The organism is Rhodococcus sp. P4_C10 (assembly GCF_056402135.1).
The window spans coordinates 1-19947 of sequence record NZ_JBFUHZ010000028.1; the positions used below are offsets into that span (position 1 = coordinate 1).

The 19947-nt window shown below is 68.0% G+C and carries 20 protein-coding genes and 1 pseudogene; 9 read left to right on the plus strand and 12 right to left on the minus strand.

Annotated elements, in window-relative coordinates; all coding sequences use genetic code 11:
- The 4 genes and pseudogenes from AC1DWC_RS18165 to AC1DWC_RS18180 form a co-directional block, all read right to left on the minus strand.
- Positions 1–348, minus strand: a pseudogene (locus tag AC1DWC_RS18165) (NAD(P)(+) transhydrogenase (Re/Si-specific) subunit alpha); the annotation flags it as partial.
- Positions 349–431: 83 nt separating this feature from the next.
- Positions 432–1220 (minus strand): TauD/TfdA dioxygenase family protein, encoded by a 789-nt coding sequence (locus tag AC1DWC_RS18170; RefSeq protein WP_477840084.1) that lies wholly within the window; start codon positions 1218–1220, stop codon positions 432–434.
- 340 nt (positions 1221–1560) lie between these two features.
- Entirely contained in the window at positions 1561–2220 is a 660-nt protein-coding gene (locus AC1DWC_RS18175; RefSeq protein ID WP_477910222.1) for a GntR family transcriptional regulator, read from the minus strand.
- A gap of 263 nt (positions 2221–2483) precedes the next feature.
- Positions 2484–2909, minus strand: coding sequence for a hypothetical protein (locus AC1DWC_RS18180; protein WP_477910224.1), 426 nt, complete (start codon positions 2907–2909; stop codon positions 2484–2486).
- 131 nt (positions 2910–3040) lie between these two features.
- On the opposite strand from AC1DWC_RS18180, the gene AC1DWC_RS18185 reads away from it, so the two are divergent.
- Positions 3041–3406: a VOC family protein gene (locus tag AC1DWC_RS18185; protein ID WP_477910226.1), complete on the plus strand. Its 366-nt coding sequence runs from the start codon at positions 3041–3043 to the stop codon at positions 3404–3406.
- Positions 3407–3417: 11 nt separating this feature from the next.
- Here the strand turns inward: AC1DWC_RS18185 and AC1DWC_RS18190 are convergent, their stop codons facing one another.
- Positions 3418–3903, minus strand: coding sequence for an SRPBCC domain-containing protein (locus AC1DWC_RS18190; protein WP_477910228.1), 486 nt, complete (start codon positions 3901–3903; stop codon positions 3418–3420).
- A 2-nt stretch (positions 3904–3905) separates the two neighbouring features.
- The gene (locus AC1DWC_RS18195; protein WP_072846688.1) at positions 3906–4232 is read right to left on the minus strand and encodes an ArsR/SmtB family transcription factor; all 327 of its coding nucleotides are present in this window, start codon (positions 4230–4232) and stop codon (positions 3906–3908) included.
- A gap of 157 nt (positions 4233–4389) precedes the next feature.
- Here AC1DWC_RS18195 and AC1DWC_RS18200 point away from each other — a divergent pair, with 157 nt between their 5' ends.
- From AC1DWC_RS18200 to AC1DWC_RS18210, 3 genes are all read left to right on the plus strand, one after another.
- Positions 4390–5370 (plus strand): NAD(P)-dependent alcohol dehydrogenase, encoded by a 981-nt coding sequence (locus tag AC1DWC_RS18200; RefSeq protein WP_477910231.1) that lies wholly within the window; start codon positions 4390–4392, stop codon positions 5368–5370.
- A gap of 131 nt (positions 5371–5501) precedes the next feature.
- Entirely contained in the window at positions 5502–5636 is a 135-nt protein-coding gene (locus tag AC1DWC_RS18205; RefSeq protein WP_255312561.1) for a hypothetical protein, read from the plus strand.
- Positions 5637–5744: 108 nt separating this feature from the next.
- Positions 5745–6722, plus strand: coding sequence for a pseudouridine synthase (locus tag AC1DWC_RS18210; RefSeq protein WP_477910233.1), 978 nt, complete (start codon positions 5745–5747; stop codon positions 6720–6722).
- Positions 6723–6730: 8 nt separating this feature from the next.
- Here AC1DWC_RS18210 and AC1DWC_RS18215 read toward each other — a convergent pair whose 3' ends face one another.
- The 3 genes from AC1DWC_RS18215 to AC1DWC_RS18225 form a co-directional block, all read right to left on the minus strand.
- Positions 6731–7696, minus strand: a complete 966-nt coding sequence (locus AC1DWC_RS18215; protein WP_477910349.1) for a glycoside hydrolase family 43 protein — start codon at positions 7694–7696, stop codon at positions 6731–6733.
- 90 nt (positions 7697–7786) lie between these two features.
- Positions 7787–9241 carry a phytoene desaturase family protein gene (locus tag AC1DWC_RS18220; RefSeq protein ID WP_477910235.1) on the minus strand — a complete coding sequence of 485 codons (1455 nt, stop codon included), beginning with the start codon at positions 9239–9241 and terminating at the stop codon, positions 7787–7789.
- Between the two features lies 1 nt (position 9242).
- Positions 9243–10955 (minus strand): DUF3556 domain-containing protein, encoded by a 1713-nt coding sequence (locus AC1DWC_RS18225; RefSeq protein WP_477910237.1) that lies wholly within the window; start codon positions 10953–10955, stop codon positions 9243–9245.
- Positions 10956–11121: 166 nt separating this feature from the next.
- Between AC1DWC_RS18225 and AC1DWC_RS18230 the strand changes: the two genes are divergently transcribed.
- Both AC1DWC_RS18230 and AC1DWC_RS18235 read left to right on the plus strand, forming a co-directional pair.
- Complete coding sequence (locus tag AC1DWC_RS18230) at positions 11122–11712, plus strand: TetR/AcrR family transcriptional regulator (RefSeq protein ID WP_477910239.1); 591 nt, start codon at positions 11122–11124, stop codon at positions 11710–11712.
- A gap of 245 nt (positions 11713–11957) precedes the next feature.
- On the plus strand, positions 11958–12254 hold the full coding sequence (locus tag AC1DWC_RS18235) for a tyrosine-type recombinase/integrase (RefSeq protein ID WP_477910241.1): 297 nt from the start codon (positions 11958–11960) through the stop codon (positions 12252–12254).
- Positions 12255–12318: 64 nt separating this feature from the next.
- Here AC1DWC_RS18235 and AC1DWC_RS18240 read toward each other — a convergent pair whose 3' ends face one another.
- Together AC1DWC_RS18240 and ychF are read right to left on the minus strand one after the other, a co-directional pair.
- Positions 12319–15183, minus strand: coding sequence for a hypothetical protein (locus AC1DWC_RS18240; RefSeq protein ID WP_477910243.1), 2865 nt, complete (start codon positions 15181–15183; stop codon positions 12319–12321).
- Positions 15184–15468: 285 nt separating this feature from the next.
- Positions 15469–16548: a redox-regulated ATPase YchF gene (gene ychF / locus AC1DWC_RS18245; RefSeq protein ID WP_072846694.1), complete on the minus strand. Its 1080-nt coding sequence runs from the start codon at positions 16546–16548 to the stop codon at positions 15469–15471.
- Positions 16549–16761: 213 nt separating this feature from the next.
- On the opposite strand from ychF, the gene AC1DWC_RS18250 reads away from it, so the two are divergent.
- Positions 16762–16986 carry a hypothetical protein gene (locus tag AC1DWC_RS18250; RefSeq protein ID WP_477910246.1) on the plus strand — a complete coding sequence of 75 codons (225 nt, stop codon included), beginning with the start codon at positions 16762–16764 and terminating at the stop codon, positions 16984–16986.
- A gap of 9 nt (positions 16987–16995) precedes the next feature.
- Here the strand turns inward: AC1DWC_RS18250 and AC1DWC_RS18255 are convergent, their stop codons facing one another.
- Positions 16996–17574, minus strand: coding sequence for a class I SAM-dependent methyltransferase (locus AC1DWC_RS18255; RefSeq protein ID WP_477910248.1), 579 nt, complete (start codon positions 17572–17574; stop codon positions 16996–16998).
- Positions 17575–17720: 146 nt separating this feature from the next.
- On the opposite strand from AC1DWC_RS18255, the gene AC1DWC_RS18260 reads away from it, so the two are divergent.
- Positions 17721–18293 carry a LysM peptidoglycan-binding domain-containing protein gene (locus AC1DWC_RS18260; protein ID WP_477910250.1) on the plus strand — a complete coding sequence of 191 codons (573 nt, stop codon included), beginning with the start codon at positions 17721–17723 and terminating at the stop codon, positions 18291–18293.
- 63 nt (positions 18294–18356) lie between these two features.
- Positions 18357–19934: an FMN-binding glutamate synthase family protein gene (locus AC1DWC_RS18265; protein ID WP_477910351.1), complete on the plus strand. Its 1578-nt coding sequence runs from the start codon at positions 18357–18359 to the stop codon at positions 19932–19934.
- Positions 19935–19947: the final 13 nt, after the last annotated feature.

Genomic DNA, 19947 nt, shown 5'->3' on the forward strand with positions numbered 1-19947 from the left:
GGCGGCGGCGAGTGCGGCGATGCCGGACTCGTTGGTGCGCGGGGCGAGGAACCCGATCAGCTTCTGACCCGGCCGCAGCCGCGCGGTCTCCTCGGTGTTGGGGGCGGCGACCTTGAGGACCACGTCGGCGGACCAGGCGTCGCCGATGGCCGCGCCGGCCTCCTTGTAGAGCTCGTCGGGCATCAGGGCGGCGAGCCCGGCACCGGACTCGACGACGACGTCGACGCCCTTGCCGATCAACGAGGCGACCATCTTGGGGACCAGCGCGACCCGTCGTTCACCGTCGTTCGTCTCCCGGACGACGCCGACGGCAGGGCGCGCCCTTACCGCTCTGTTCGTTGTATCCAATGTCTCGACTTCCTGCACTAGATCGGATTCGTTCCCGCAGTCAATCTGGTTCGATTGCTGTGCAACGTTTTTGAATGGACGGGCTACGCCGGAACTTCGCCGTGGAGGGTGACTCGATTGAGTACCCGGTCCGCATCGTCGTAGTCGTGCACGGCGTAGTGCATGGTGCATCGGTTGTCCCACATGACCACGTCGCCCTCCTGCCACATGTGCCGATAGACGTTGTCGGGCGTGACCGACGCGGTGTAGAGGTACTCCAGGAAGTCGGCACTCTCCTCGCGGGTCCAGCCGTCGATGCAGACGTTCTCGCGGTGACCGACATACAGAGCCTTGCGCCCGGTCTCCGGATGCGTCCGCACCAGCGGGTGAACTGCCGTCGGAATCTCGTCCTCGGCGACATTCATCATTCGGCCGAGCCGGAGGCCGTGGAACCGAATGTTCAAGCCTCGCACGGTCTTCTGCAGACCCGCGGACAGGTTCTCGTAGGCGAGGTACTGGTTGGACCACATCGTGTCCCCGCCCGCGGGCACCGTCACCGCGGACAGGATCGAGATCTTCGGGGGCGCCTCGGTGAAGGCCGCGTCGTAGTGCCACGCCTCCGTTGCCGTGGTCTCCTTCTTGATGTTCGTGAGCTGGACGACCTCAGGGTTGCCGTCGAGCGGGTTGAGCATCGCCGTCACCACGGGGTCGCCCCACAGCCGGGCGAACTGAACCTGAGTGGTGGGCGAGATGTGCTGGCCGCGGAAGACGAGGGTGCACCGCTCGAGAAAAGCCGTGTGCAGGGTCTCGAAGACGTCTCGCCCGATCGGCTCGTCGAGCCGGATGCCCTCCACAGATGCGCCAATCGCACCGGTAAGTGGGGTGACCTTCATGTTCACGGTTCCTCCTCTGTCTCAAGGGGTAGTGCTGACCAGTTCGAGTCCTGGGTGCCACCGCCAGCGCGGCAGCTCGCCATGGCATGGATCACAAGTTAGCACCTCGCGTGATTAATGTCGACAAGATAGTGAAGGTTTCTCGGGACCGGGCAGGTTGCAGGAGACAGATCAGCCGCCCGAAGGCCGCGGCCGGCCACTACGAGGTGGCGAGGCGGGTCCGCGACGGGCATCCCATTCGACACCGGTACAGACGGTCGCGGAGTCCGTGCCTCGCCGGCACTTCGGCTCCCCCGGCGACCGCGCACACGTCACGGGTGTGGCGGCCCGACCGATGCGGTCAGTCGGAAGCCGAGGCCTCGACGCGCTTGAGTGCCTCGACCGCGAGGTCCTGGATCTTCGCGACTCGACCCTCGGCAATCTCGATCACACGGTCGATGTCACCGTTGCCGACTGCCTTGTACAAGCTCTCCCAGCTCTTTTCGAGCTCGGGCAACTGCTCGGGGTTCGACACCAGGCCCAGCCGGACGTACCGCATGGTCTGGGTCGACAGCGACAGGAGCAGTTCCCCCAGAGTGCGATTCCGGGCCATCTCGGCCATCGCGCAGTTCAACATGAACGTCGACCCCGCATACGCATCCGGTGACTCACGTGAGGAGACGAGGATCCGAGGCAGGTGCTCCTCGAAGACTTCCTTCAGCCGGACGGGCTGCGACTCCACTTCTTGCCGCAGCAGCATGGCGTAGAGAGCCCCCCGGACTGCGAAGGTGTCCTGAAGCTCGCTGGAGGTCGGCGCCATCACGATGGCGCCCCGGCGAGACTGGAACTCGACCAACCGGTCGCGCTCGAGAATCCGCAGAGCCTCACGAACGGGCGCGCGGCTGACCTCCAGGACTTCGCTGATGTCCTGCTCCAGCAGCCGCTGGCCGGTGCTCACGAGGTCAAGCGTGATGACTCCCGCCAGCTTGGCCGCGATCTGTTCGGCCAGCGACGCCGCCACCCATCCCGTGCTCCGATTCCGCAGGACCGCGTGCTCGACTGCGAGCATCAACTCGGTCTGCGGAAGAAGTAAGACGGAAAGGTCGGGGAGATCCCGCGTCCTGCTCCTCCCCATGGTCGACCCTTCCACTCGGTAATGATTGTGCGGCCGATTCTAGCCTTGACCTTTCACTCCCATGATGCACCGACCCGGACTTTCCTTCGCGGGACGGGATCAGCCGCGCAATGCCGATCCCGGTCACCCTTCGGCCGGCAGCCCGCCGGTCACGGCACCGCGAACGTGGCGAAGCCGGGGGTGACCGATCCGCCCCCCAGAGGGTTGACGGTGACAACGACCTGTCCGGCACCGGTGTTCAGCGTCGCCTGTGCCGGGATCCCGTTCAATCCGTCCGACAGTTGAGCGGAGCCGGTCGCCCCGGTCGACAGGTTCAGCCACTGCACCTGGGAGGAGAGCGGGCAGCCCCACCGACCCGGCTTGCCGCCGGTGATCAGCACGACGCCGGGCCGGTCGCCGACCACCGCCGCGCACCGGATCGGGGGCACGTCGAAGCTTCCGTTCGGATTCCCGAACGGGGCGGGATCGACCTGAAACGGAACCGTCACCGGCGCCGCGGCCGCAACGCCCACCACCGACAACCCCGATGCCACAGCGACTGTGGCGCACATTCCGAGCCTACGAACGACATTCACGGCGATCTCCTCCCCCACTGGACGGACCCGACCCAAGAAGTACCGAGCCTAACTCCACCGGCGAGCCGGCAGCAGTCGGCGATCGCACGAAGGGTGTCGAGTGCCCTGTCCTGCCGCCTAGGGTTGAGCCCATGACCCGCCCCCAAATCGGGCTCGACTACCCGGTACTGGACTGCCCGGACCCGGCGGCGTTGGCCGGCTTCTACCGTGACGTGCTCGGCTGGGAGGTCACGAGATCCGAGGACGACTGGGTGGTCCTCCAGGGGCCGGGGGCACAACGGCTGGCGTTTCAGCTGGCACCGGACTTCAGCCCACTCGACTGGCCGACCGAGGGCGTCCGCGTCCATCTCGACCTGCTCGTCGACGACCTGGACGCGGCCGAGGCGTGGGTGGTCGGACTCGGCGCCCGGCGGGTCGAGGGGCCCCGGGACCATCCGAGCTTCACGGTGTTCGCCGACCCTGCCGGGCACTACTTCTGCCTGTGCCGCCGCGACTGAAGCCGCGGCGTTCACCCGGCCTTCGCCAGCAGCGCGTCGAGCGCCGCATGGCTGGCGTTCATGCCGTCCTCCATGCCGGACTGCAGCATGCCGTCGCGTTCGTCGGCGGTGAGGAACTGACTGTCGACGACCACCTTGGTGCGGCCGTCTCCGAGGTCGACGAATTCGACGGAATCGATGCACGGGTGCGCGGGCATGCCGTCCCACTCGAAGGAGTAGACCAGCCGCTCCTTCGGGGCGATCTCCCGGAAGCGCCCCTCGAAGCCGTCGGATCCGCCCTCGTGGTGCTCGACGAATCGCCAGTGGCCGCCGCGCTCGAATTCCCAGCGCTCGACGTCGAGCGGGTTTCCGCGCCCCCACCACTGGGCGAGCTGGTCGGGTTCGGTGTACGCGGCCCAGACCCGGTCGCGGGTGGCGTTGAAGACGCGTTCGACGTGGATGTCTCGGTCGCCGGGGGTGGACACGGTCGCGGCGGCGGGGGTGTGTTGCGTGGTCATCGTTACTCCTCCATGCGGTTGAGGAACTGTCCGAGACGGTCCAGGCGGCCCTCGATCTCGAGTTGGTGGCCCCGGATCCAGGCGGCCTCCCGGTCGAGCGGGTTCGTGCCGAGCCGGCAGTGACGCACGCGGCCGCGCTTCTCGGTCACGACCATGCCCGCGTCCTCGAGGAGGCGCAGGTGCTTCGTGATTCCGGTGAGGGTCATCTCGAAGCGCTCCGCCAGCTCGCTGACCGTGGCGTCCGTCCGCCCGAGGTGCTCGAGGATCCCGCGTCGGGTGGGATCGGAGAGCGCCGCGAACGAGACGTCGAGGCGGGAATACTGAACCATCTAGTTCAGTATTTACCGGTGGCCCGACTGGTGTCAATGGCCCGGGTGCCAGTACTCCGGCACCGTCCCGGTACTCGTTCTGCCTCAGGTTGGACGACGATGGAACCGAGCGCGGGGCGAGGGTCTGGGCCGCGCACCCCGGGAGGAGGGTCTACCGGTGAAAGCCGTCATGTACACCGAGTTCGGGCCGCCGGAAGTCCTCGGCATCCACGAGGTGGACCGCCCCACGCCGCGGCCGGGCGAGGTGCTTGTCCGGGTGCGCGCGACGACGGTGACCCGGGCCGAAACCCTGATGCGCAGGGGGCGCCCCCGCTGGGGACGCCTGATCCTCGGCGTCACCCGACCGCGAGAGAAGCGGCGGACCCTGGGGCTCGAATTTGCCGGAGAGATCGAAGCGACGGGCGGGGACGGCAGCCGGTTCACGCCGGGCGACCAGGTTTTCGGGTTCACCGGATTCCGTCTCGGCGCCTGCGCCGAGTACGTCTGCCTGCCGGAGACCGCGTCGCTCGAGCGGATGCCGACCGGAATCGGCTTCGAGCAGGCGGCCGCCGCGGTGGACGGCCCGTCGACCGCGCTGTACTTCCTTCGGGACCGGGCACGCGTCCGCGGTGGCCAGCACGTGTTGGTCAACGGCGCCTCCGGCAGCATCGGGACCTACGCGGTGCAACTGGCCAAACGCTTCGGCGCCGAAGTCACCGCGGTGTGCGGCTCCCGCAACGCCGACCTGGTCACCGCGCTGGGAGCCGACCACGTCGTCGACTACCACCGGGAAGACTTCAGCTCCCGTCACGGCACCTACGACGTCATCTTCGACACCATCACCGCGACGTCGTTCGCGCGATGCCGCCGGGCGCTCACGCCGCACGGCTGCTACCTCCCCACCACCGGCCTGATCAACTGGCCACTCGGTGCGTGGACCGCCTTGCGTGGCGGAAGGACCGTCCGGCCCGGGATGTCCGTCGAGAAGAAGTCGGCGCTTGCCTTCGTGAAGGAGCTGCTCGAGTCCGACGGGCTGCGCGTCGTCGTCGACCGCAACTTTCCGATGGACCGGATCGTCGAGGCACACCGGTACGTGGACCTGGGCCACAAGGTCGGCAACGTGACGGTCACCGTGGGTCGTCAGCCCGGTACCCGCTGAGACGGACCTCTGGAGTCCGGACTTCTGGAGTCCGGTAAGGGGATTCGCCCTCCCACGCGACCTGTAACGCCGGCGCCCGTGACGGCGACACAGTCACTGGACACTGTCAGCGTGAGGTGAGGAGTGGGGACATGGGATCGATCGAGATCATGAATTGGCTTCAAGAGGGCGCGAACGCCGGAGACCCGATCAGGGGGGCGCTCTACGTCGTGACATTCGTGGTGGGCGGGCTGTACAGCGTGCTCTTCGAAGGCGCCGTGATCTGACCGACGAACGTGAGAGGTAGCGCGTCAGGGCCGTCCGGTTCGGACGCGGCGCCTCCAGAACCGGGAACGGCCCCGCCTCGAGGCGGGGCCGTTCTCGTTCGTCGTGGGATGATTGCGCGCGTGCCGATGCCCTCACCGCTGCCCGTCCTGAACGGGGTCGGAGCGACGCGACTGCGCGTCCCGTCGTCCGGGCCGTGGGCGACGATCGCCGAGTACGTCGTCGCGAGGTTCGACCACCTCGGCGCCGACGAGCTGCTCCGGCGGTTCGACGGCGGCGAGATCGTGGACGCCGACGGCCGTCCGATCGGGCGCGGCACGGCGTTGAGCGCGCACCGGTTCGTCTGGTACTACCGCGACCTGCCGGTGGAGGACCCGGTGCCGTTCGAGGAGGAGATCCTGCACGTCGACGACGACCTCGTCGTGATCGACAAGCCGCACTTCCTCCCGACCACCCCGAGCGGGCGCTACCTGCGCGAGTCGGCGCTCGTCCGGCTGCGGGTCCGCCTCGACAACCCGGACCTGGCGCCGATCCACCGACTCGACCGCGGGACCGCGGGCCTGGTGATGTTCTCGGCCCGCCCCGCGACGCGAGGCGCGTACCAGTCGCTGTTCGAGAAGCGGAAGGTCGTGAAGGTCTACGAGGCGGTGTCGGCGCGGCCGCCCGCGTGGGACCCGGACGCACCAACGCTCGACGGCCGCGCCGTTCCGCTGCTCTACCGCAACCACATCGAGTCCCGGCGGGGCGAGTTGCGGGTAACCGTCGACGGCGACCGTGAACCCAACACCGAGACGGCGATCGAGGTGCGTGGAACGGGCGTGAGCGCCTCCGGACGTGCTGTGCTGCACACGATTCTGCGTCCGCACACCGGACGGATGCACCAGCTGCGGGTGCATCTGGCGGCGCTCGGCGTCGGGATCCTCGGCGACCGGCGGTACCCCGACCTGATGCCCGATGCGCCGGACGACCACTCCCTGCCACTCCAATTGCTCGCGCGGGAACTGGAATTCACCGATCCGCTGACGGGGATGCCGCGGCGGTTCGGCACCCGCCGGGTCCTCGGCGAGGCACCCGTGTCGGTGCACTGAGCGGACCGTTACGCAGGCTCCCTCATCACGCCGATATGGCGCGCCGTCCCGGAAAGGCCTGGAAGCTCCTGCGCGGGCGACCAGGTGTTCAGCCCATCCGTGCTGTCGGAATAGAAGTACTTTCCCTCGGTATAGGCGTCGAAATACATCCGCCAGGCGCCGTTCGGCAACTGAACCACGGCTGGGCCCTCCCGCAGCGAACCCCAGTTCCCAGCCGGGACGAAGGAATAGGGTCCCGTCACCGACGGCGCGACCGCATGCTCGATGACCTTCTTCGTCTCGTTCTTGGTGAACGCGTGATAGGTCGATCCCACCTTGACCACGGTGGTGTCGATGTGGTCGGCGCCGATCCCGTCGAGCGGAACGGGCGGGCCCCAGGTGCGGAGCGACGGATCCAGCGCGGTCATCAGATACGGCACGAATCCGCCGCCCGTCGACATCGACAGGATGACGTGGACACGGTCGCCGTCCACGAACCATTCGGGTGCCCAGGCCTTCGTGGTGAACGGCGACAGCGACGGCCCGTCGCTGAACCCGGCCGACCCCGAGGAGCCCGGTGGGCTCGCCGATCCCGTTCCGTCTCCCGTGCCCGGCAGGAAGGCGCAGCAGAGCGGGACCGGCCAGGCCCCCAGGAACGTCCAGTCGATGCGGTCACTGCTGCGCGCGAAGCCGATGTTTGCCCCGTCGACTGTGGTGTAGGTGAGGTAGTAGAACCCGTCCGTGTGCCGGAAGATGCTCGGGTCACGCACCGCCCCTGACGGAGGCCGATACGCCGACAGTCGGAGGGGCTGGAAGTGAGTGGCGTCCCCAGACCCGTACACATCCAGGTCGCGGTCGCTGGTGTTGCTGAACGCCACCATCGTGTACTGCCAGGCGGGCTGTGCGCCGCTGCTCCCCGGGGTCGCGACCAGCAAGCCCGCGACAGCGAGCAGCACCATCGACATGGCGGAAAAGCCACTTCGTTTGGTCAGCATCACCGGTGCAGTATCTATGACAGCAGTCACACCATGCGCATCTTTGGCCGCAGGCGGGCGGATCGTTACCCCCGACGAATCTGACGCCCGTCAGTCGGCTCGGCGCCCGATGGGCTGCACGTCGACGCCCAGGCTGCGCAACGCGCTGGCGGCGGCACCGGCCCCGCACATGCCGTGCACCCCCGCACCGGGAGGCGTGGAGGCCGAGCACAGGAACATGCCGTCGACCCCGGTCGCGTACGGGTCGAGCCCGAACCCCGGCCGCCCGACCATCTGGAGCGGCGTGTTCGCCCCTCCCCCGATGTCGCCCCCGACGTAGTTCACGTTGTAGCGCTCGTACTCCGCCGGAGAGGTGGCGTGCACCGCGACGACCCGGCCGCGGAAACCAGGCGCGTACGCCTCGATCTGGTCCAGCACGACCTCCGTCGCGTCCCCGTCGTAGCCGGACGGGACGTGCGCATACGCCCAGACCGGATGCACTGACCCGCGCGACCGGGTCGGGTCGGCCAGGTACTGCTGCCCGACGAGCACGAACGGCCGCTCCGGCATCCGACCCGCGACAATCGCGGCCTCCGCGGCCGCCACCTCACCGGCGGTGCCACCCAGGTGGACCGTGCCTGCCCGGCGCGCGGACTCGTTGGTCCACGGGACTCCCTCGCGCACGGCCAGGTCCACCTTGAAGGCGGCCGGGCCGAACTTGTAGGACCGGTACCGGCGCCTGCGGCGCCCGCCGAGCCGCTCGCCGAGGATCTCGGCGGCCGCCTGCGGGGTGGTGTCGAACAGCGTCACGTCGGCCGCCGGCAGATCGGCGGACGACCGGACCGGGGCGTTGAACTCGATCTCCCCGCCGCGCTCCCGCAGGACGGAGACCAGTGCCGAGGTGATCGCCTGCGAGCCGCCCTCGGCGACCGGCCAGCCGTGCCGATGTCCGGCCGCCACCAACATCACGCCCACCGACGCCGACAGCGGACGATTCAGCGGCTGGAACAGGTGCGCCGCGCACCCCATGAACAGGGCCCGGGCCTGCGGTGTGCGGAAGGCCTTGGCGAGCACGGTGGCCGGGAGTCCGGCCCGGAGTCCGAACCTGGCCAGCGCGATCGGATGCCGGGGCACTCGCAGGAGCGGGCCGAGTACCTCGGGGGCGAGGGTGTCGAAGCTGCGTGCCAGGGGCCCGAAGACCCGACGCCAGGCGTCCGCGTCCGCGCCCATTCCGGCGGCCGTGCGGTCGACGTCGCCGGCCAGCACGCCGGCCGACCCGTCCGTCAGGGGATGGACGAGGTCGATCTCGGGCCACCGCCACCGCAGGCCGTGTTCGGCGAGCGGCAGCGTCGCCAGGTACGGCGAGGCGACCCCGAACGGGTGCACCGCGGAACAGACGTCGTGCAGCAGTCCGGGCAGCGTCAGTTCGCCGGTGCGCGCGCCTCCTCCCGGACTCTCGGCACCCTCGAGCACAGTCACCTTCACTCCGTGCCCGGCCAGCCGGACGGCGGCGGCCAGCCCGTTGGGGCCGGAACCGACCACGACAGCGGTCCTCGCGTTCGCCATGTCAGCGCGCCCGAGCGGCTTCGCCCACCGTCACCGGCATGTCGTCGGCCCACGGTTGTCGGTTGACCATGTCCGCCACCCGAACCGTGCCCCGCTCGAACTCTCCGGTGGCGGCGTCGAGCAGCCGGTAGGCCTGGGTCTGCTTGTGGATCGGCTGGGCGTCCAGGACCAGCACCCGCAGTTCACCGGGTTCGAACCCGCAAAGCTCCTGGAGCGTCCCGACGAGCTGCTCGGAGTGCAGGTGCCCGTCGCCGAAGTTCCAGCCGAGCACGACGCCGGCCACGGTCTCGCCGTCGAGTTCGACGTACTCCGTCGCGGGTCGGTCGGCCAGGAGTCGGGGCAGCAGGGCGGCGTGCGCGCGACCGTGCGTGTGGATCGCGCGGAACGCGAAGCCGGTGAGCCGCGTGGCCCGGGCCTCGTCCTCGCCGCCGTAGACCTTCTCCAACTGGCGGTGCGGCAGCATCGCGAAGCGGATCGTGCCGTCGGTCAGCTTGTGCTCGCCGCTGGGCGAGAGGCACCAGACGGTGGTATCCCAGTTCCCGGCGTAGTACCGCATCCCGAGCAGGAAGCAGATCCGCTCCGGGAACAGGTTGCCGAGGATCACGAGGAGGAAGCTGACGGCCGGGATCAGCAGGACCGCGGGATGCAGGAGGTCGTCGAGCCCCAGGGACGCCTTGTCCACGAACAGCGTCAGCACGGCGAAGATCATGAAGACGTTCCACTCGAGCGGCGTCCCCATCGGGATCGTCACGATGATGTGCAGGTGGAACAGGATCATCACGGTCGCCGCGACCGTCGTGACGGTGCCGCCTCCGGAGAGGATCAGCACGAGCGGAACGCCGAACTCGATCGCGGTTCCGCCATGGGCGAGCAACTTCGAGAGCCCGGACGGGCGCAGGTCGTCGGGGTACGACTTGGTGAAGAGGTGCTTGATGCGCTTCGTTCGCCACAGCGGGCTGTTCGCCTCCATCGCCTGCACGACCGAAGGGAAGTGCACGTTGAGTTTCGAGACGGCCGCACCCCACCAGATGCACAGCAGGACGAACTTGGCGGCCACGATGGAGTCGGGGAACGGCACGAGGAAGGTCACGGCAATCGCGCCGTAGACCTCCGCTCGGGCGGCCAGGAAGATCGTCCGGTCCCGCAGTCCGATGACCGCGAGCAGTCCCAGGACGACGGCCACCTTCTGCCACGGCAGCTGAACCGTCCCGGCAGCGGTCGCGGAGACCAACGCCACGAGCAGCGAGACGAGCAGTGCCGCGTACAGGACGATGTCGACGACGCCGCGCCGGTGCCCGGAGGTGAGCGGGACCCGTCCGGGCCACGGAGGCATCCGGATCGTTCCCCGGCGGAACCAGTAGAGGAACGAACCCAGCGGCGGCAGGAAGCGCAGGTTCAGGGGACCGAATCCGCAGCCCAGGCCGGTGACCTCGAAGAGGATGCACCAGAGCACGACCTTCTGCCACACGACCGGCAGGGCCCACCACTGGCCGACGTCGAGCAGGCCGTCCACGCCGGGCGTGGTCAACGCGAAGCATGCCGCGCCGAGGATGAACAGGGCGATCTTCAGGAGATAGCCGACGTACACCACATCGGGTGTCCCGAAACCTTGCGAGAGGTAGTTCTCCGAGAGGATGCGCATCTGGGTGGGTCGCCGGCCGCGGCGCAACTCGTCCGCGTCGATGTCCGGTTCCACCGGTAGCAGGAATCCCATAGGTCCTCCGTAGCGCTCACCGTTCCGACACGACGTCGCCTCGGTCGGCGACCGGGCCTCCGCGCGGCCGGTCATGGTGGAGAACGTAGTGCTTTGTAGACACTTCGACACAAGTGTTTACAAGAAGAATTCTCCGAACTTGTCGACGCCCTATGATCGAGCGGCAATGAAACCCGACTCCAGCGTCGTGCGCGACCGCATCCTGGATGCCGCCGAACTCTGTCTGGCGCGCGACGGGATCCGCCGCACCACCGTGCGCGCCGTGGCCCAGGAAGCCGATCTCAGCCGCGCCTACCTGTACCGGTTCTTCACCGACAAGGCGACGCTGCTCTCGGCGGCGCTGATCCGCCGGGGCGCGGACTTCTGGGAGGACGCGGCCGATCGGATCGCGCGACAGGACAGCGTGTCCGGCATGCTGGCCGAGGCGGTCGTGCTGTCGAGGCAGGATCCCTTGGGGCCGTTGGCCGTTGAACTGGCCGCCCGAGAACCGCACGAGTACGCCGAGATCATGGGCACCTACTCCCAGGACGTGGTCGCCCAGCTGTCCGACTTCTGGGTGGACCGGCTGCGCGACGCCCAGCGACGCGGCCTGGCCCGCGAGGACCTCGACCTGCCCGGGGCGGCGGAATGGCTGGTCCGGATGCTCGTCTCCCTGGTGGGGACGCCGGGATCGGCAGTCGACGTGGACGACCGGGAGGCTCTGTTGGCCTACCTGCAGACGTTTCTCGGTCCGGCGTTCAGCCCGGCGTCACGCTGAACCCCTACAGCCACCTGTGGCCGGACGCAGACGACAGAACCCGCAGGGCTGCGGACGAGCTGTTCCGAGCCTCTGCGGGTTCTGCTGGACGTTCTGCGGACGGGCGGCCTCGAACAGGACGCTGACCGGGGTCTAGACGTTGAAGCGGAACTCGATCCTGGGCGTTTGTGGTGAACGGTGACCGTTGCCGGAGCACATTCGGCTGTTCATCGGAGGTGCCAACCCAACGGCGTGGCTATTCCCCGGTGAAGGCGCGCACCCGTGGCACCAGAACAGCGTGGGCTACCGGTGGCGCAAGACCCGCAACGCGGCCGGTATCGACGCTGAAACTGCACGATCTCCGCCACTTCTACGCCTCTGGATTGATCGCCGCGGGATGCGACGTGGTGACCGTCCAGCGGGCGCTCGGCCATTCCTCCCCCACTGTCACCCTGAACACCTATTCACACCTGTGCCGGACGCGAACGAGAGAACCCGCAGGGCTGCGGATGAGCTGTTCCGGGCCTCTGCGGGTTCCGCTGCGGACGGACAGCCTGAAATAGGCTGTCCATCTGGGGTTTTAGACGACGGATCCTGAAACTCAGCTCTGGGGCCTGCTGCCCTGATTCAAGATTCGAATCTGACCACAGCGGGCGGTACCGACAGATGGGGTGGGTTGCCGTTAGTCCAGAGATCATCTGGAAACGCATCCACGACGGCCCGCGCATCACCAGGATTGAGGGCTCCGATCAGACGGCGACCTGAGGCATATCCGATCGCGACTGCCCCTCGTATCGTATCGGGGACATCGTCAGGGTCCACCGCCAGTGTTAGCAGGACGTGCCGTCCAAGACGGTTGACTGCAGATCCCGGACCGACGCCGACGAACGCGGTAAGTCCGCCACGCAGCGGCACCGCGGTCGATGGCTCGCCGTCGGCATTCTCTGTCGTCCATTCAGAGTTTTCCACTGCGAGCCGGTTCAGCCTCTGGAGGGAGGGCGAGACCGAGTGGTAGATGTGGATTGCGGCCGTCCCCAGAACACTGGTGTCCCGGATGATTCGCCCCCCGCTGTCTAGCACTTCGATGCCCTCGGCATCGTCGTCAATGTCGATCTCCGCTTTCGCGACGATGCCGTCGACACATTTGATCAGGTCATTGAGAGAGTCCGGCCACGACCTGATCATCTCCCGATACTCATCCGTGAGCTCCTCGTAGATCGGCAACCCCTCAAGAGCTCCGACGATGACAGCATCGGGATCCTGTGTGCCACCGAGAGCATCGTGGAACCCTGGGTCGCTGCCGATCAACTCCCGCAGCAGCGACAGTGGGGTGGTGATCAGCAGATGCTGTAGTAGCGGCGGGTGGAGGTTGATCACAGTGGAGGTCCACTTCCGTAGGAAATCTGAGGTCATCCATTCGATCGGACATCTGCGGATGACTGCGGCGAATCGTTCACCACCGAGTCGCTCGTAGACCTCGTCGGGAGCGACGATGGCGGGGAGCCTGGCGATGTTCAGTGCGACGGCTTCCCTGTTGCTGCCGGGATCGACGCCGCCATCTGTCATCGCGCGAAACACCTCGCGGACTCCTTGCCCGTTCTCGTTCCACAGTCGACTGTTTCCTGTGCCGTACCGGTCGGCAACTGCCCTCAGGAACTGCGGGGTCGCCCTTTCGCTGCGATGCAGGTGGTAGATCACGTCAGGATGGGGGTCGCCCCTGAGCACAGCTTCGGCAAGTTCCGCCCAAGGAAGCTGCCAGAGGGCCCGCTTCGCTTCCGCTGACACTGCCTTCGCGCTGGCTCCATCCGCCACGAGAGCCACGATGGTGTTCGGGTCACGCATCTCGTACGGCATTGTGGCTGTGCGGCTGATCGAGGTGAGGATCGCAGCCAGCGGCGAGGTGTCGACCTGTTGCCCTGCCAGGTCACGCTCCGCGATCTCCAGCAACTGCTCTGTCCGTTCGGCGAGGAACGGCAGGAGGTGTCGCCGTACCGCCGTGAGCACCCGGCGGGCATAGATCTCCGGAAAGGTGAGGCTCCGCGCGATGACTGCATCTACTTCGCAGGGGGCGACCATCACCGGGAAGCTGCGCAGAACCCGTTCAATCGCATCGACGTCCATCGCGTGACGCAGAACCAGCGGGATCAGGTTTGGGTCGTCACCGACGGTATCGACGATCCATGGATTTACGCGAGGTCGGCGACTGGTGTGCTTGACCCGCGCGAGGATCTCAATACGGAGCGCAGTGGGGCAACACGGGTGATGAAAGATCCAGCCGTTCACCGACGTGGAGTCGGCCTGATGCAAGATCCACAGGTGCGGCTCAGTGAGGTCTGCGCGGCGCGCAACCCCGGCAAGCGAGTCTGAATGGGCGAGGATGGCGGCGAAGTTGTCGTCGGTCAATGGCGCTGTCATCGCCCACGACCAGAGGTCGTCCGCGCAATCATGCGGGGCGCAGGAGTCACAGGCGCTCAAACGGTCACGCAATGTGGCGGCCGCAGGCGGCAGCGCGATGGGAGGAACATCCGGGTACCTCGCAGGTCGCTTGCTCGACGAGGTGCGACGCTGCGTCTTCGCGACCGCTGTCTCAATCCGGTTGCGACGCTTCTCCAAGGCCGCCTGGTCGACATCGTCGAGCAGGCCCGACTCGTCGAGTTCCGCTGCGAGGGGCTGCAACACCTCCCACGCCTTCAACTTCGTTCCCTGCACGATCACGAAGTCGGCAAGGGTTCGGGCGAGCCGCTTGGTCCACCGATCACGTTCCGGGATGATGGCGACAAGCGCATCCCACCCCTCGAGTGTGTAGACCCGCCTCAGATAGACGCTTCGATATCCATCGAGCAAGCAGTCCCCGGCGATCGCTTCAGCGAAGGAGCAGGCGTCTCGATATGCCGAATCCAGGTTCGATCGGGTGTTTGCGTCGATCATCAAGTCTCGGAAGACCGATCCGCCTTCATGGCAACCTTCGCGATGGAGCAACCGAAACGCGCGCCGGTTGCGTGTCGTCGACCCGGTCGGGACAGGATTGAGATTGGCCCAGTCTGGCTCCGGCGGCAGAAAGAACGAAGAACTCCGGTTTCCGAGGATCAGCTCCATCCAGCGGGTATGAAGAAAGTGATAGCCCGGATTCTCCGATGGCGATTCTGGTGCACCGAGCAGTTCGCGCAGCAACCCTGCCACTGTTCCGACGATTTCACCGAACGCACGCCGGTTGTAGCAGGCCGCGAGGTACAACCCATCCCGGGCCTTCTCGACCAGTTCCACGGCCTGCGGGACAGTTATCTCCCTCGCCTGGGCTGCGCGATCTGCGCGGTATAGCTCGCGCGCAAGTTCCTCCGCCTCGGTGAAGCCTTGGGGTGAAACTGCCGGTCGATCTGAGAGTCGGTTGAAGGCAGAGCGCACGGCTTCGAGCATGGCCGCGTCGTCGTATCCAGTAGGCACGCCACGACGGTAGCTGTCGACCTTGAGGATCCGGGCGGTGTACAGCGACAAAGATCTCGCGCCACCCAAGGGAGCTCGACCACCCCGAGGCTCCCGGGTCCGATTTCATGAGTCATTGCTGACGTGTCGAGCGGGATGTCACGGTCGGGAGTGGATGACGTAGTGACCGGCCAGCGGGCGCTCGGCCACTCCTCCCCCACGTTCACGCTAAACACCTACTCGCATCTGTGGCCGGACGCGAACGACAGAGCCCGCAGGGCCGCGGACGAGCTGTTCCGGGCCTCTGCGGGTGCTTCTGCGGATGGACAGCCTCGAATGGGCTGTTGACCTGGGGTCCTAGACGTTGAAGCGGAACTCCACCACGTCACCGTCGGCCATCACGTACTCCTTGCCCTCCATGCGCACCTTGCCGGCGGCCTTGGCCGCGGCCATCGAACCCGCCTCGTCCAGGTCCGCGAACGACACGATCTCGGCCTTGATGAAGCCGCGCTCGAAGTCGGTGTGGATGACGCCGGCCGCCTGCGGGGCGGTGTCGCCCTTGTGGATGGTCCAGGCGCGCGACTCCTTGGGGCCGGCGGTGAGGTAGGTCTGCAGCCCGAGGGTGTGGAAGCCGGTCCGGGCGAGCGCGTGCAGGCCGGGCTCGGACTGGCCGATCGAGTCGAGCATCTCCTGGCGGTCCTCCTCGTCCAGCTCGAGCAGCTCCTGCTCGACCTTCGCGTCCAGGAACACCGCGTCCGCGGGGGCGACCGACGCCCGCAGCTCGGCGACCTTCGCCTCGTCGGTGAGCACGGCCTCGTCGGCGTTGAAGACGTACAGGAACGGCTTGGTGGTGAGCAGGCTCAGCTCGCGCAGCAGCCCGAAGTCCAGCTTGTCCTTGACGCTGAACAGGGTCTTGCCCTCGTCGAGGAACGCCTGGGCCTTGACCGCCTCGTCGTGCAGCGGCTTGAGCTCCTTGTTCTTGCGCGCTTCCTTGTCCAGCCGCGGCAGGGCCTTCTCGAGGGTCTGCATGTCGGCGATGACGAGCTCGGTCTCGATCACCTCGATGTCCGACGCGGGGTCGACGCGGCCGTCGACGTGCACCACGTCGTCGTCGGCGAACACGCGAACCACCTGGCAGATGGCGTCGGCCTCGCGGATGTTGGCCAGGAACTTGTTGCCCAGGCCGGCGCCCTCGGACGCGCCCTTGACGATCCCGGCGATGTCGACGAAGGAGACCGTCGCGGGGAGGATCCGCTCGGAGCCGAAGATCTCGGCAAGCCTGACCAGCCGCGGATCGGGCAGCTCGACCATGCCGACGTTGGGCTCGATGGTCGCGAACGGGTAGTTCGCGGCCAGCACGTCGTTGTTGGTCAGCGCGTTGAAAAGGGTGGACTTGCCGACGTTGGGCAGTCCGACGATTCCGAGGGTAAGGCTCACGGTCTCCAGAGTCTACGGACCGGTGTGGGCGCCCTGCACACACCGGTACGTAGACCTGCGGATCGGTACCCGCGTCAAGGCTCGTCGACGGCGGGCAAAACGAGTAGCTCACGGCCGTGACATGCGGTGACCCGGCGCTCACAATGAGAAGAGCGCAATCCGAGGGCACCCCGGAGCCGCGCGGTGCGCGACGCCGCCACCAGGAGGAACACAATGACCAGAAATTCACTCCGCGCAGCGATAGTGGCCGCGGCCGCGGTACCGGTGTTCGCGTTCGTCCCGACGATCGCCGCCGCCGGACCGGCATCGCCGATCCCCGCGCCCGTCCAGCCCGCATACCTCAGCCCACAGCAGGGCCCGTTGGGTGCCGCGCTGTCCTGTGCGCCCTTGGCCGTGATTCCGTTCGCCGGGGGCATCGCCCTGGCCTGTTGGGCCTGAGGGCGGGCGCTACCCTCGCTTTCGCGCGACCGTCACCGCCCAGTCCGCACCGGCGTGCCAGGGGCGCAGATCCCAGGTCCCGAACCGGTGCTCGCGGACCAGGCCGACCGCCGCCAGGTCGGCGTCGTAGTCGTCGACGGTGTAGCGGTAGCCGGCGGCGAACCCGACCACCAGCACCCCGCCCGGCGCCAGGTGCGCGGCGAGCCGGCCCAGCACCGCCCGCTCCGTGCCGGGCTCGACGAAGATCATCACGTTGCCCGCGGCGACCACCGCGTCGAACACCTCGCCGGGCAGGTCCAGCTCCGCGAGGTCGGCGAGGTGCACAGTCAGCTCCGGATGCTCTCGCGCCGTCGCCACCAGAACCGGGTCCAGGTCCACCGCGGTCACCGAGTGGCCGCGCCGGGCGAGTTCGAGTCCGACACGCCCGGTCCCGCAGCCCGCGTCGAGGACCCGCGACCGCGGCGTCAGCAGGGCGTCGACCATCCGGGCCTCGCCGTGCAGGTCCGCCCCGTCCGCCGCCAGCTGCTCGAATCGTTGGATGTAGGCGCGCGACTGCGCCTCGTCTCGCTCGTTCTGCCATCGGGTCACGGCGCCCAGAGTACGTTTCGCACAGCCGATTTGCCCGCGCCCGCAGGTAGGCTTCGCCGCGAACGGTGGGGGGTCATGTTCCCGGGGTCCGTCATGGTTCACATCGCATACACATCACCTGAAATTGCCCTTGAAAGGGGACACACGTGGCGGACACCTTGCAGGCCGGATCGAGCCTGTCGACTGGACAGTCGCTCACCTCGGGCAACGGCGCCTACGCGCTGACGCTGCAGGACGACGGCAACCTCGTGCTGAGCGAGGCCGGCAACGCCGTCTGGGCCAGCAAGACGAACGGCAAGAGCGCGGTCAAGGCCGACCTCCAGGACGACGGCAACTTCGTCCTCTACACCGAGGGCAACGACGCCGTCTGGGCCTCGCAGACCTCCGGCAACTCGGGCGTCCGCCTCGTCGTGCAGGACGACCGCAACGTCGTGCTGTACGCCGGCGACAAGGCCGTCTGGGCCACCGACACCGCGGTCGAGGCCGCTGCCCCCGAGGCGGAGCCCGCTCCCGCCCCCGAGCCGGAGCCGGCTCCCGCGCCCGCTCCCCCGGCGCCGCCGGCCCCGCAGACCCACACAGTCGGTGACGGCGAGTCGCTGTGGGTCATCGCCGAGCGCTACTACGGCGACGGCAACCAGTACCAGCGGATCGCGGACGCCAACGGCATCGCGAACCCGGACCTGATCAACGCGGGCCAGGTCCTCACCATCCCCGCGTAGTTCCCCGCACCACCCACTCGGCGACCCGGGCATCSGATGCCCCCGGCCGAGCTGGAGGTGGCAATCGTGCGCTGGTTGATCGTGGCCGGGATGTGGCTGGTCGGACTGGCCGCGCTCGCGTTCGCCGTCACGGCGGCGTCGGGATGGTGGGTGCTCGCAGTGATCGCCCTGGCATTCGCCTGCGTGGGCACCCGGGACCTGCTGCAGCGTCGCCACAGCATCCTGCGCAACTACCCGGTCCTCGGACACGCGCGCTTCCTGCTCGAGAAGATCCGGCCCGAGATCCAGCAGTACTTCGTCGAATCAGCCACCGACGGAACGCCGTTCGATCGGGAGACCCGCGACCTCGTCTACGAGCGCGCGAAGGGCACCAAGGACGACGAGCCGTTCGGCACCGAACGGGACGTGCAGGCGCCCGGGCACGAGTTCATGGCGCACTCGCTGCGCGCCCGGCATGCCGGCGAGGAGACGCCGACCGTGCGACTGGGCGGGCCGGACTGCGCCCGGCCGTACGACATCGCACTGCTGAACGTCTCCGCGATGAGCTTCGGCTCGCTGTCCGGCAATGCCGTCGAGGCGATGAACGCGGGCGCCGCCCGCGGCGGGTTCGCCCACGACACCGGCGAGGGCGGCATCAGCTCCCACCACCGCAGGCACGGCGGCGACCTGATCTGGGAGATCGGCTCCGGCTACTTCGGGTGCCGCACCGCCACAGGACATTTCGATCCGAAACTGTTTGCCGCCAAGGCCTCCGACGACCAGGTCAAGGCCATCTCCGTCAAGCTCTCCCAGGGCGCCAAGCCGGGCCTGGGCGGGGTGCTGCCGGGCGCCAAGGTGAGCGCCGAGATTGCCGCCACCCGCGGCGTCCCCGTCAGCCAGACCGTGATCTCCCCGCCCGCGCACAGCGCCTTCGACACCCCGAACGAGCTCGTCGACTTCATCGCCACCCTGCGCACCCTCTCCGGCGGCAAGCCGGTCGGGTTCAAGCTGTGCGTCGGGTCCCGGGTCGAGTTCCTCGGGATCTGCAAGGCGATGGTGGAGAAGGGCGTCACCGCGGACTTCGTCATCGTGGACGGGGCCGAGGGCGGCACCGGCGCGGCGCCGGTGGAGTTCGAGGACCACATGGGCATGCCGCTGACCGAGGGCCTGATGCTCGTGCACAACGCGCTGGTCGGGGCCGGCCTGCGGGACCGGGTGAAGATCGGGGCTTCCGGCAAGGTCGCCAGCGGCAGCGACATCGTCAAGCGCGTCATCCAGGGCGCCGACTTCACCCTGGCGGCGCGGGCGATGATGTTCGCGGTCGGCTGCATCCAGGCGCAGGCCTGCCACACCAACCACTGCCCCGTCGGCGTCGCCACCCAGGACCCCGCCCGCGCCCGGGCGCTGGACGTCCCCGACAAGGCCGCCCGCGTCCACCGGTTCCAGAAGTCGACGGTGGCCAGCGCCAAGCAGATGGTGGCCTCGATGGGCCTCGACGGTTTCGACGAGCTGCGGCCGTCCATGCTCAACCGCCGGATCGACGCGCACACCACCCGGACGTACGCCGAGCTGTACGAGTGGCTGCTGCCCGGCGAGTTGCTCTACAACCCGCCGGACGGCTGGCTCACGGACTGGATCGACGCCGACGCCGACCGGTTCTGACCTCCCGACTTCG